At 71.7% G+C, this 11,063-nt stretch carries 12 protein-coding genes and 1 pseudogene; 6 read left to right on the top strand and 7 right to left on the bottom strand.

Annotated elements, in window-relative coordinates; genetic code table 11:
• Positions 1 to 63: 63 nt before the first annotated feature.
• Positions 64 to 306, bottom strand: a complete 243-nt coding sequence (locus ABZ910_RS17615; RefSeq protein WP_361365278.1) for a DUF3263 domain-containing protein — start codon at positions 304 to 306, stop codon at positions 64 to 66.
• A gap of 37 nt (positions 307 to 343) precedes the next feature.
• A complete protein-coding gene (locus ABZ910_RS17620) occupies positions 344 to 1,591 on the bottom strand; it encodes an extracellular solute-binding protein (RefSeq protein ID WP_361365281.1) in 1,248 nt (415 codons plus the stop codon).
• Positions 1,592 to 1,718: 127 nt separating this feature from the next.
• Here ABZ910_RS17620 and ABZ910_RS17625 point away from each other — a divergent pair, with 127 nt between their 5' ends.
• From ABZ910_RS17625 to ABZ910_RS17635, 3 genes are all read left to right on the top strand, one after another.
• Positions 1,719 to 2,663 (top strand): ROK family protein, encoded by a 945-nt coding sequence (locus ABZ910_RS17625; protein ID WP_361365284.1) that lies wholly within the window; start codon positions 1,719 to 1,721, stop codon positions 2,661 to 2,663.
• A complete protein-coding gene (gene nagA / locus ABZ910_RS17630; RefSeq protein WP_361365286.1) occupies positions 2,663 to 3,802 on the top strand; it encodes an N-acetylglucosamine-6-phosphate deacetylase in 1,140 nt (379 codons plus the stop codon). Before ABZ910_RS17625 ends, nagA begins: the two co-directional genes overlap by 1 nt.
• Before the next feature lie 121 nt (positions 3,803 to 3,923).
• Positions 3,924 to 4,853 carry a 1-phosphofructokinase family hexose kinase gene (locus tag ABZ910_RS17635; protein WP_361365289.1) on the top strand — a complete coding sequence of 310 codons (930 nt, stop codon included), beginning with the start codon at positions 3,924 to 3,926 and terminating at the stop codon, positions 4,851 to 4,853.
• 58 nt (positions 4,854 to 4,911) lie between these two features.
• Here ABZ910_RS17635 and ABZ910_RS17640 read toward each other — a convergent pair whose 3' ends face one another.
• From ABZ910_RS17640 to cdgB, 3 genes are all read right to left on the bottom strand, one after another.
• Positions 4,912 to 5,241 (bottom strand): peptidase inhibitor family I36 protein, encoded by a 330-nt coding sequence (locus tag ABZ910_RS17640; RefSeq protein ID WP_361365291.1) that lies wholly within the window; start codon positions 5,239 to 5,241, stop codon positions 4,912 to 4,914.
• A gap of 135 nt (positions 5,242 to 5,376) precedes the next feature.
• Positions 5,377 to 6,279 (bottom strand): carbohydrate-binding protein, encoded by a 903-nt coding sequence (locus ABZ910_RS17645; protein ID WP_361365294.1) that lies wholly within the window; start codon positions 6,277 to 6,279, stop codon positions 5,377 to 5,379.
• A gap of 130 nt (positions 6,280 to 6,409) precedes the next feature.
• Complete coding sequence (gene cdgB, locus ABZ910_RS17650) at positions 6,410 to 8,062, bottom strand: diguanylate cyclase CdgB (protein ID WP_361365297.1); 1,653 nt, start codon at positions 8,060 to 8,062, stop codon at positions 6,410 to 6,412.
• A gap of 377 nt (positions 8,063 to 8,439) precedes the next feature.
• On the opposite strand from cdgB, the gene ABZ910_RS17655 reads away from it, so the two are divergent.
• Positions 8,440 to 9,033 carry a flavin reductase family protein gene (locus ABZ910_RS17655; protein ID WP_361365299.1) on the top strand — a complete coding sequence of 198 codons (594 nt, stop codon included), beginning with the start codon at positions 8,440 to 8,442 and terminating at the stop codon, positions 9,031 to 9,033.
• Positions 9,034 to 9,099: 66 nt separating this feature from the next.
• Positions 9,100 to 9,570 carry a GNAT family N-acetyltransferase gene (locus ABZ910_RS17660; RefSeq protein ID WP_361365303.1) on the top strand — a complete coding sequence of 157 codons (471 nt, stop codon included), beginning with the start codon at positions 9,100 to 9,102 and terminating at the stop codon, positions 9,568 to 9,570.
• A 28-nt stretch (positions 9,571 to 9,598) separates the two neighbouring features.
• Here the strand turns inward: ABZ910_RS17660 and arfB are convergent, their stop codons facing one another.
• On the bottom strand, positions 9,599 to 10,036 hold the full coding sequence (arfB, locus tag ABZ910_RS17665; protein ID WP_361365306.1) for an alternative ribosome rescue aminoacyl-tRNA hydrolase ArfB: 438 nt from the start codon (positions 10,034 to 10,036) through the stop codon (positions 9,599 to 9,601).
• A gap of 181 nt (positions 10,037 to 10,217) precedes the next feature.
• On the opposite strand from arfB, the gene ABZ910_RS17670 reads away from it, so the two are divergent.
• Positions 10,218 to 10,793, top strand: coding sequence for a TerD family protein (locus tag ABZ910_RS17670; protein WP_361365309.1), 576 nt, complete (start codon positions 10,218 to 10,220; stop codon positions 10,791 to 10,793).
• Positions 10,794 to 10,851: 58 nt separating this feature from the next.
• Here ABZ910_RS17670 and ABZ910_RS17675 read toward each other — a convergent pair.
• A pseudogene (locus tag ABZ910_RS17675) lies at positions 10,852 to 11,063 on the bottom strand (IS200/IS605 family accessory protein TnpB-related protein); the annotation flags it as partial.

Here is an 11,063-nt window from a genome sequence, read left to right on the forward strand (position 1 = left end):
ACGAACGACCTTATCCAGGCGGGCGGCGGTGCACGCATGGCGACGCGGAGCGGGGAGCCCGGCTCAGCGCTCCGAGCGGCGGGTGTCGCGGACTCTGCGCAGGCGGTTGACCGTGACCGGGTCGTGGGCCAGGGCCCGCTCGTCGTCCAGGAGGGCGTTCAGGAGCTGGTAGTAGCGGACGGGGGCGAGGCCCAGTTCCTCGCGTATCGCCCGCTCCTTCGCGCCGGGGCCCGGGAAGGAGCGGCGCTCCAGGGCGAGGATCGCCTTCTGCGGTGGGCGGAGTTCTTCCGGCCTGTCCCGTTCCATGTTCTGCACCGTAACGCCGGGCACCGACAGCGGCGGCTCAGTTCGTGGCGCGGCTGTCCGCCGTGGCCGCGTCCGCCTGGAGGCGGCTGAGGACGGTGGCCGGGCTGGCGCCGGGGGCGACGGCCTGGCCGATGTTCTTCTTGATGGCGGCGCTGGTCTCGGCCCAGGTGGTCTTGCCGGCCGGGTAGAGCTCGGAGTTGGCGAGCTGGCTCAGGAAGGGGTGGAGGTCCTTGTCCCGCCCGGCCGTGGACATCGTGTCGGACGCCGACGTGGTGACCGGCAGCAGTCCGTACTCGCGGGAGAAGTCCAGGACGTTCTTCTCGCTGTAGACGAAGTCCAGGAAGTCACCGACCTCCTTGGCGTGGTCGTTCTGCTTGAAGGCCATCATCCAGTCGGTGACGCCCATCGCGGACTTGGCCGTCCCGGTCCGCCCCGGCATCGGCACCATGCCGAACTTCACGCCCTGCTGCGCGGCCTGGCGGATCAGCGTGGGATGGCCGTTGAGCATGCCGACCTGACCCTTGGCGAAGGCGGCGAAGGCGTCGGCGCGGTTGAGCCGGCCCGGCGCGACCGGTCCGGTCAGTCCCTTGGCCACGAGGTCGTTCTTGATCCAGTCGAAGGTCTGGATGTTCTGCGTGGAGTCGAGGGTGTAGGTACCGATGGAGTTGGTGTAGCCGTCGCCGCCGCTCAGCAGCCACTGCATGGTCTCGGCCTGGGCCTCCTCGGGCCCGAGCGGCAGCGCGTACGGGTACTTCACGCCCTGGGCCTTGAGCGCGGCGGCGTCGGAGGCCAGGGCGCTCCAGGTGGTGGGCGGGGTGATGCCGGCCTTCGCGAACAGGTCCTTGTTGTAGAAGAGCACGCGGGTGGAGGCGGCGAACGGGATGCCGTACTGCACGTGGTTGACCTGGCCCGCGTCGGCGAGCTGGGGCAGCAGGTCGGCCTGGACGGGGATGGAGAGCAGGTCGGAGGCCTGGTACAGCTTGCCCTTGGCCGCGTAGTCCGCGTAGGCGCCGATCTGCGCGAGGTCGGGCGCGTGGCCGGCGTCGACCATCGCCTTGACCTTGCGGTCGACGTCGTTCCAGGAGTAGACGCTGACGTCGACCCTCACATCGGGGTGCCGGGCCTCGTACGCCTTGGCCAGCTTGTCCCAGTACCTCCGGGAGCTGTTGGCCGGCGAGTCGCCGTAGTCGGCCGCGACCAGCTTGAGGGTCACGTCGGGTGAGTCCACGCTGCTGCAGCCGCCGAGGGCCGCCGTCATGCCCAGCGCGGACACGGCCGCGATCATTCCTGCTCTACGCCGACCCACTGATAGTGCCCCAACCCGGTGTTTCATCTCTCAACAATGGACCCGTAAGGTCTACATCACGTGAGTGGACTAGACCTCTTTCGGGTCGGCGGTCCACACTGGTCCGGTGAGACATGTCATCGCGCTCGACGTGGGCGGCACCGGGATGAAGGCCGCCCTGGTCGGTCCGGAGGGCGAGCCGCTGCACCGCGCCCGGCGGGCGACCGGGCGCGAGCGCGGGTCCGACGCCGTGGTCGGCAACATCCTCGACTTCGCCGCCGAGCTGCACGCGTACGGCGCGGAGCACCTCGGCGGCCCGGCCGCCGCCGTCGGGGTCGCCGTCGCCGGTGTCGTCGACGAGGCGCGGGGCATCGCCGTCTACTCGGCCAACCTCGGCTGGCGCGACGTACCCCTGCGCGACCTGCTCGCGCGGCGGCTCGGCGTGCCGGTGGCCCTCGGCCACGACGTGCGCACCGGCGGGCTCGCCGAGGCCCGGCTCGGGGCGGGCCGGGGCGCGGACCGGTTCCTGTTCGTCGCGCTCGGCACCGGGCTCGCCGGGGCCATCGGCCTGGACGGCCGGATGGAGGCGGGCGCGCACGGCTCGGCGGGCGAGATCGGCCATGTCGTCGTACGGCCCGGGGGCAGCCCGTGCCCGTGCGGGCAGCGCGGCTGCCTGGAGCGGTACGCGTCCGCGGCGGCGGTGAGCGAGGCATGGGCGGCGGCCTGCGGCGACCCGGACGCGGGCGCGGCCGACTGCGCGAAGGCCGTCACGTCCGGCGACCCGAACGCGACGCGGGTCTGGCAGGACGCGGTGGACGCGCTGGCCGACGGGCTCGTCACCGCGCTCACCCTGCTGGACCCGGGCCGGCTCGTCATCGGCGGCGGGCTGGCCGAGGCGGGCGACACCCTGTTCACACCGCTGCGGGACGCCGTCCGACGCCGCGTCACCTTCCAGCGACTGCCGTCCATCGTCCCCGCCGCCCTCGGCGACCTGGCCGGATGCCTGGGCGCGGGGCTGCTCGCCCAGGACCTGCTGACGACCACTGCGACGACTCCGGAGGTAACCGCCTGATGGCCAAGATTCTGACCGGTGCCCGAGTGGTGCTGCCCACGGGAGTCGTGCCGGACGGGCAGGTGATCGTCGACGGCACGCGGATCGCGGGCGCCGCCCCGGCGCACGCCGAGGTCGTCGACGTCAGCGGCCACTGGCTGGTCCCCGGCTTCGTCGATCTGCACAACCACGGCGGGGGCGGCGCCTCCTTCTCCTCCGGGACCGCCGGCGAGATCCTGCACGGCATCCGCACCCACCGCGAGCACGGCACCACCACGCTGGTCGCCTCGACCGTCACCGACGAGACGGACCTCCTGGTCAAGCAGGCCGGGCTGCTGTCCGAACTGGCCGAGCAGGGCGACATCGCGGGCATCCACTTCGAGGGGCCGTTCATCTCGCCGTGCCGCAAGGGCGCGCACTCCGAGGAGCTGCTGCGCGACCCGGACCCGGCGGAGATGCGCACGCTGATCGACGCGGCGCGCGGGAAGGCCCGGATGGTCACCCTCGCCACCGAACTGCCGGGCGGAATCGACTCCGTACGGCTGCTGGTGGAGCACGGTGTCATCGCCGCCGTCGGGCACACGGACGCGACGTACGAGCAGACGGTGGAGGCGATCGACGCGGGCGTGACGGTCGCCACCCACCTCTTCAACGCCATGCCCGCCCTCGGCCACCGCGCCCCCGGTCCGGTCGCGGCCCTGCTTCAGGACGAGCGGGTCACGATCGAGCTGATCAACGACGGTACGCATCTGCATCCGGCCGCGCTGGAGCTGGCGTTCCGTCATGCGGGCGCGGGACGGGTCGCGTTCATCACGGACGCGATGGACGCGGCGGGCGCCGGCGACGGCCGCTATCTGCTCGGCCCGCTGGAGGTCGAGGTCAGCGAGGGCGTGGCGCGTCTGGTGCACGGCGGCTCCATCGCGGGCTCGACCCTGACGCTGGACCGCGCCTTCAAACGGGCGGTGACGATCGACCGGCTCCCGGTGCAGGACGTGGTGACCGCCCTGTCCGCCACCCCGGCCCGGCTGCTGGGCATCGACGACACCGTGGGCTCCCTGGAGCCCGGCAAGCACGCCGACCTGGTGCTCCTCGACGAGAACTTCGACCTCAAGGGCGTGATGCGGCGCGGCGCCTGGGTGGTCGATCCCCAACTGGGCTGATCCGTCCCCCCGTCGAAAGACGGTGACCGATCCGCGGTCTGGGCCGGTCGCCGTCTCTTTGGCATGATCGGGGCCCGAACACTCGGCGACATGTGCAGGAATTCGAGGGAGGCTGGCCCGGGTGATCCTCACGGTCACACTGAACACCGCTCTCGACATCACCTATCGCGTGCGGGCCCTGCTGCCCCATGCCTCGCACCGGGTCTCGGAGGTCGTCGAGCGGCCGGGCGGCAAGGGCGTCAACGTGGCCCGGGTGCTCGCGGCGCTCGGCCACGAGGTGACGGTCACCGGATTCACGGGCGGCGGCACCGGCCGGGCGGTGCGGGAGCGGCTGCGGGACACCCCGGGCGTGGTGGACGCGCTGCTCCCGGTCGCGGGCGCGACCCGGCGCACCGTGGCCGTCGTGGACGAACGGACCGGCGACACCACCCAGCTCAACGAGCCCGGCCCGCAGATAGCCCCGGTCGAGTGGACCGCCTTCCAGGAGGCGTACGCGGACCTGCTCGGCGGGGCTTCGGCGGTGGCGCTGTGCGGCAGCCTGCCGCCGGGGGTGCCGGTCGGCGCGTACGCGGGGCTGGTGCGGACCGCGCGGGCCGCCGGCGTTCCCGTCCTGCTGGACACCGGCGGGGAGCCGCTGCGGCGCGGGGTCGCGGCGCGCCCGGACATCGTCAAGCCGAACGCCGGGGAACTGGCCGAACTCACCGGCTCCCACGAGCCGTCGCGGGCGACCCAGGACGCGCGGCGCCGGGGCGCGCGCGCCGTCGTGGCCTCCCTGGGCGCGGAGGGACTGGTGGCCCACACCCCGGAGGGCCGCTGGCGCGCCGTGCCGCCGGCCCGCGTCCACGGCAACCCGACCGGTGCCGGCGACTCGGCGGTCGCGGGCCTGCTGTCGGGCCTCGTCGAACACCTGCCGTGGCCGGAGCGCCTGTGCCGCGCGGTGGCGCTGTCGGCGGCGACCGTACTGGCGCCCACGGCGGGCGAGTTCGACCGGATCGCCTACGAGGAGTTGAGGGGGCGGGTGACGGTGGCCGGAGAGACGACGGCCGCGTGAGCGAGACGCGGGCCGCGGCGGACACACGCCGCCACGGCCCGTCCGGATCAGGCTCCGGTCACGGTCCCCAGACCCCGATGCTCATGACCTCCCAGGGCGTGCTCTGCGCGTAGTGCCCCGGCTTGATGTCGAAGTGGTCGCCGTAGCAGGAGGGTTTCCGGTAGAGCGTGATGCGGTGGACGCTCTGGTTGGACACCGTGCGGCCGCCCCATGGATTGCACGCGGGCGACGGGTTGCGGTGCGTGTGCTTGGTTCCCCCGAAGTTCGGCTTCGTCCAGTCACAGACCGCGCGACTGGCGCAGGTGGACGAGGCCGAGGCCGTCTGGGCCGTGAGTGGAAGGGTGGCGATCAACGTTGCTCCGGCCAACGCGAGGAGGCGTTTCCTCATGGATGGACTGCTCCCGTTTTTTTGGTGGTGCTGTGGTCGCAGTCAAGCCTTGTTGATCTCCCGGACGGGGCACCACCCGATTCCAGGACCGCTTTCCGTCCCTTTTCGGCCTTTCCTTTCGGCCTTTCCGGAATTTCAGCCCTTCTGGAGCCACACCTGGTCGAGGTTCGCGTTGCACTGATTGCCCGCGGCGCAGGAGATCTCGATCGAGTTGGTGCCCGCGGTCAGGTTCACGGTGGACCAGGTCGACTGCCAGTCGCCCTCCCACTTGCCCTGGGGCAGGCCGCCGAAGTTCTTCATGCCCAGCGGCTGGGTGTTGGGCTTGCCGTTGACCGCCAGGGTCGCGTTGGCGTCCACGCCGGGGATGCCATAGCGGACGTACAGCCGGTAGGCGCCCGCCTTCTGGATGCCGTTGACGGTCCAGGTGACCTTCGCGCCCACCTGGTTGAGGCCCGCCACGTAGACCCCGCCGTCGGCCTTGGCGCCCGGGACGTCGGAGGCGGTGGTGGCGCCGCCGTCGAGGCGCAGCGCCTTCGCGTCGATCTTCGGCAGCTCGGCGGGCGCCGCCGAGTGCTTGCCGGACGTGCTGGGCTGCGTGCTCTGCGACTGGGACGGGGGCGTGTCCGCCTGGTCGCCGGACGAGTCGTCGTTCGAGTTGCCGTTGAGCATGGCGATGCCGATGCCGACGACGACCGCGGCGACCACCGCGATGGCACCGATCAGCAGGCCCTTGGTGTTCGGACCGCGACCGCGGCCGGCCCCGCCGCCCTCCATCGGCTGCCGCGTGGTCGGGGCGCCGCCCGGGAGGGTCTCCGGGGCCTGGTAGTGAGCGTTCGGCTGGTTGTAGGCGCCGCCCTGCTGCTGCGGGACACCCTGCTGGCCGTACTGACGCTCACCGACCGTCCGCACCCTGCTGACCGCGTTGGGGTAGCCGTAGCCACCGGACGGCGGCTGGGCTCCCCTGGCCTGACCGTCGGCGTACAGGTAGCCGAACGGGTCCTCCTCGGGCGAGCTCGCGCCGTTGTCGCCGGGCGTCATCCCTGGGTACTCCTCAACAGGTGCGGGCGGATGCGGTACACGTTTTGGGTACACGTTTGGAAGTGCGAGCCTACCCGCTCTCGCTGGCCCAAACGGGTGACTCAGACCGCTTCAACGCACTGACCTGGGATCATCCGGCACGACGGTGTTGTTTGGGACGAGATCGTTTCTCGACGTACATCCGCTCGTCAGCGGATTTCAACACTTCATCCGCGGTCATTCCACAATGAGCCCAGCCGATGCCGAAACTGGCGCCCACCCGGACGGCCCGGCCCTCGGCCCGGATCGGCTGGATGATCTCGCCGCGCAGCCGCACGGCGAGGTCCTGGGCGTCGGCCTTGCCGAGCCCGTCGGCGAGGATCACGAACTCGTCGCCGCCGAGCCGGGCCACCGTATCGCCGTCCCGCACGCCCCGCGACAGCCGCCGGGCGACCTCTATGAGGACCGCGTCACCGGCGTTGTGCCCGAACCGGTCGTTGATCGACTTGAAGCCGTCGAGGTCGCAGAAGAGGACCGCGAGGCCCTTGGTGCCCTCGTCGCGGTCGCCCTCGGGGGCGACGACGTGCACATGGTGGTCGAAGGCGTCGTACGCCGCCGGGCCCTCCGCGAAGTCGAAGCCGTGCCCGTCGGCGCCCTGGGCGGGATGGCCGTAGGCCGCGTCCAGGGACCCGATCGCGTCGGCGTAGGTCGGGCGGCCGCAGATGCGGGCCGACAGGCGCGAGCGCAGCTCGGCGGAGTTCGGCAGGCCGGTGAGGGAGTCGTGAGAGGCGCGGTGGGCGAGCTGGAGCTCGCGGCGCTTGCGCTCCTCTATGTCCTCGACGTGAGTGAGCAGGAAGCGGGGCCCGTCGGCGGCGTCCGCGACCACGCTGTTGCGCAGCGAGACCCAGACGTACGTCCCGTCCCGCCGCCCGAGCCGCAGCTCCGCGCGGCCGCCCTCGGCGGAGGTACGCAGCAGGGTGCTGATGTCCTCGGGGTGGACCAGGTCGGAGAAGGAGTAGCGGCGCATCGCGGCGGCCGGGCGGCCGAGCAGCCGGCACAGGGCGTCGTTGGTGCGCAGGATCCGGCCGTGCTGGTCGCCACCCATCTCGGCGACCGCCATGCCGGAGGGGGCGTACTCGAAGGCCTGCCGGAAGCTCTCCTCGCTGGCGCGCAGCGCCTGCTGCTCCCGCTCCAGGCGGACCAGGGCGCGCTGCATGTTCGCGCGCAGGCGCGCGTTGCTGATCGCGATGGCGGCCTGGAAGGCGTACATCTGGAGCGCCTCGCGCCCCCACGCGCCCGGGTGCCGCCCGTTGCGCGGCCGGTCCACAGAGAGGACGCCGAGCAGCTCACCGCAGGAGCCGCCCTGCCCGCCCGGCGCGTACATGGGCGCGTACAGGCGGTCGCAGGGGTGCCACTCGTCCTCGAAGCGGGGCGCGGGCCCGTCGGTGTACCACTGCGGCACGTCGTCCTCGTCCAGGACCCAGCCCTCGGTGTGCGGGATGAACCGCAGGTCGCCCCAGGCCTCGCCCATGCTCAGGCGGCGCTCCCAGGAGGCGCGGGGGCCGACCCGGCCGGTGATGAGGGACTCGGCGGCGGAGTTGCCCGAGAACGCCGCGACGACGAGGTCGCCGTCGCCGCGCACGAGGTTGACGCAGGCGATCTCGTACCCGAGAGCCTCGACCACGCCGTCGGCGACGGTCTGCAGTGTGTCCGCCAGGCTGCGTGCCGTGTTCATCTCGGCCATGACCTGGTGCAGCTGCCGCAGGGACGCAAGGCGGACGTAGGGCTCCGACTCGGTCTCCATGTTCGCCCTCCCCCCGAGACCTCGCAGCGAATCAAGGGATGTCTTCGGCGCTTCTTTTCGGTGGTGCCCTTGCGGTTTCTCCCGCCACTGAATCACAGCGCGCTGCCCACTCGGTACACAGGGTCAACAATTAATGGCCCTTGTGACTCAAGTCACAGGGGAACATGAACAATTGACTCGAGTTTCTGCATTTTCCTGTACGTTCACCGAACACAAACTTTGCGCGTGTGTGGACTTTTTGCGGGTATTGCAATCTGCACGTGACCGTTCCGATCGCCGTCCGATCCCTCGTCCGACCTGTCGTTCCGTGGTCCTAGGACCCGGCTCGGCCGGAGGCCCGATGCGGACCGCGCAGCGCGGAGATTAGCGTTTCCGGGGTGCTGAACACTCCTGCTCCCCTGCCTTCCCCCGCCACCCCGGCCGCCCCCGGGCATGCTGTGGGGGTGAGCAACGACGAGTTCCGGGCCGCCATGTCCCGGCTGGCCGCGGGCGTGGTCCTGGTGACCGCGCAGGAGCCACCGCTCGACCCGGACGACCCCCGGGCGCCGAGCGGCGAGGACGTCGGCATGACCGCCACCGCCTTCATGTCGGTCTCGCTGGACCCGCCGCTGGTCATGGTCAGCCTGCGCGAGGGTTCCCGCATGGACGACCTGCTCGCCGAACAGCCCCTGTGGGCCGTCTCCGTCCTCACCGGGACCCAGCGTCAGATCGCGGGCCGCTTCGCCATGAAGGGCCGCATCAGCGACCGCCTGCTGTTCGCGGACCTCCCGCACATCCGCGGAGAGGCCTCCGGGGCACCCCTGGTGGAGGGCGCCCTGGCGACCCTGGAGTGCCGGACCGAACAGCGGGTGCCGGCCGGGGACCACACGCTGGTGATCGGCCGCGTCCTGACGGCACGGGTGCCGAGCGGGGGCGGCGCGGACGCGGGTCCGCTGCTGCATTTCCGGGGCCGCTACCGGCAGTTGGACTGACCGGGCCACCCGGGCCGCGCGAAAATCCCGTGGCCCGCTCGCCGGCGACGGGCCTACGGTGCCCCGATGAACCGGCCCCGCCTCGAAGAGATCACGCCGCGCAACCTGGACGCGGCCCTCGGCATCCGCGTCCGCCCGGACCAGGAACACGCGGTCGAACCCGTCGCGCACTCCCTGGCGGAGGCGTACGTCCGCCCGGCCGGCGTGGCCTGGCCGCGCCTGATCGTGGACGGCGAGGACGCCCGCCCGGTCGGCTTCCTGATGGCCTTCCTCGACATCGACTGGCACGGCGACGGCACCGTGTTCCGCTCGGGCCTGTGGCGCCTGAACATCGCCGCCGCGCAGCAGGGCAGGGGCTACGGCCGCTTCGCCGTAGAGTCCGTCGCCGCCGAGATCCGCCGCCGCGGCGGCAAGGAGCTGTACGTCACCTGGCACCCGGGCCCGACCGGCCCCGAAGGCTTCTACCTGGGGCTCGGCTTCCGCAGGACCGGGGAGACCAGCGGCGACCAGACCGTCGGCGTACTGGAGTTGCCGTAGGACACGGCTCGTCCCCGTACGGCGGGAGTCAGCCCCAGTCCCGGCCCGACCGACCCCTCTTGGTGTCGGACCGCTGCTTCTTCTCGCGCAGCCGCCGTTCGTTGATGCCGCGCGGGATGCGGGTGGGCCTGCGGGGCTTGGGCGGCGGTGCGGTGGCCTCCGCGAGCAGGGCGGCGAGGCGTACGGCGGCGGCCTCGCGGTTGCGCCACTGGGAGCGGTGCTCGGAGGCGCGGACGGTGACGACACCGTCGACGAGCCGCCCGGCCAGCCGCTCCAGCGCCCGCCGCTTCCACACCTCCGGCAGCGCCTCGGTCCGCGCGAGGTCGAACCGCAGCTCCACCTGCGAGTCACTGGTGTTGACGTGCTGTCCGCCGGGACCCGAGGACCGCGAGAAACGCCACATGAGCTCGGCCTCGGGGAGCGAGACGGAGCCGCGTATGACGTGGTTGCCGGACATGCCTCCCATGGTCCTGCACCTCCATGGCCCCTGTCGCCCGAATATCCCCGTTGGTAAAAAAGGTAAAGGGCCCCGGAACCGAAGGGGGTACCGTCCGCGTTGTCCCGAGTGAAGGTAGCTTCGTCCACAGTGCGAAGCCCGTACGGACACAACTGCGTGCGTACACAACGAGGGAAGGGACTCCCAAACAATGGCTGTAAGCCTGTCCAAGGGTGGCAACGTCTCGCTCACCAAGGAGGCTCCGGGCCTGTCCGCCGTCACCGTGGGCCTCGGCTGGGACGTCCGCACCACCACCGGCACGGACTTCGACCTGGACGCCTCCGCCATCGCGGTCGACGCGCAGGGCAAGGTCTACTCGGACGCCCACTTCGTCTTCTTCAACAACAAGCAGACCCCGGACAACACGATCGTCCACACCGGCGACAACCGCACCGGCGAGGGCTCCGGCGACGACGAGGCGATCAACGTCAACCTGGCCGCGCTCCCGGCCGACATCGACAAGGTCGTCTTCCCGGTCTCCATCTACGACGCCGAGAGCCGCGGCCAGAACTTCGGCCAGGTCCGCAACGCCTACATCCGCATCGTCAACCAGGCCGGCGGCGCCGAGATCGCGCGCTACGACCTGTCCGAGGACGCGGCGACCGAGACGGCCATGGTCTTCGGCGAGCTCTACCGCAACGGCGCCGAGTGGAAGTTCCGCGCGGTCGGCCAGGGCTACGCGTCCGGACTGGTGGGCATCGCCCAGGACTTCGGCGTCAACGTCTGACCGACGCTCACGCCCTACGGGACCGTTCCTAGAGACTGAGCGGGAGTGAGTCCTGCTGTCAGGACTCGTGCTCGGTCGTGTGCCCCGAACGGTTTTGGGCACGCTGGTCTCCCGCGTTCGCTCCGCGTCCGGTCCCAGCGGATCGTGTCCGTGGTCCGGGAACGCGGGGGCGGGTCCCTGGGGTGCCTGGTCCGGTCTGGGCGGTCCGATGCCCGCGACGATCACTCCGGTCGTCGCGGGGCGGTGCCGTCCGTCGCCGGATCGGGTGCC

The organism is Streptomyces sp. NPDC046805, from assembly GCF_040645355.1.
Classification (GTDB): domain Bacteria; phylum Actinomycetota; class Actinomycetes; order Streptomycetales; family Streptomycetaceae; genus Streptomyces.

What these genes read in the sequence shown, in the direction of transcription:
- ABZ910_RS17615 (WP_361365278.1), bottom strand. Translation starts at nt 306, where the DNA reads ATGGAACGGGACAGGCCGGAAGAACTCCGCCCACCGCAGAAGGCGATC.
- ABZ910_RS17620 (WP_361365281.1), bottom strand. Translation starts at nt 1,591, where the DNA reads ATGATCGCGGCCGTGTCCGCGCTGGGCATGACGGCGGCCCTCGGCGGC.
- nagA (WP_361365286.1), top strand. Translation starts at nt 2,663, where the DNA reads ATGGCCAAGATTCTGACCGGTGCCCGAGTGGTGCTGCCCACGGGAGTC.
- ABZ910_RS17640 (WP_361365291.1), bottom strand. Translation starts at nt 5,241, where the DNA reads ATGAGGAAACGCCTCCTCGCGTTGGCCGGAGCAACGTTGATCGCCACC.
- ABZ910_RS17645 (WP_361365294.1), bottom strand. Translation starts at nt 6,279, where the DNA reads ATGACGCCCGGCGACAACGGCGCGAGCTCGCCCGAGGAGGACCCGTTC.
- cdgB (WP_361365297.1), bottom strand. Translation starts at nt 8,062, where the DNA reads ATGGAGACCGAGTCGGAGCCCTACGTCCGCCTTGCGTCCCTGCGGCAG.
- ABZ910_RS17660 (WP_361365303.1), top strand. Translation starts at nt 9,100, where the DNA reads ATGAACCGGCCCCGCCTCGAAGAGATCACGCCGCGCAACCTGGACGCG.
- arfB (WP_361365306.1), bottom strand. Translation starts at nt 10,036, where the DNA reads ATGGGAGGCATGTCCGGCAACCACGTCATACGCGGCTCCGTCTCGCTC.
- ABZ910_RS17670 (WP_361365309.1), top strand. Translation starts at nt 10,218, where the DNA reads ATGGCTGTAAGCCTGTCCAAGGGTGGCAACGTCTCGCTCACCAAGGAG.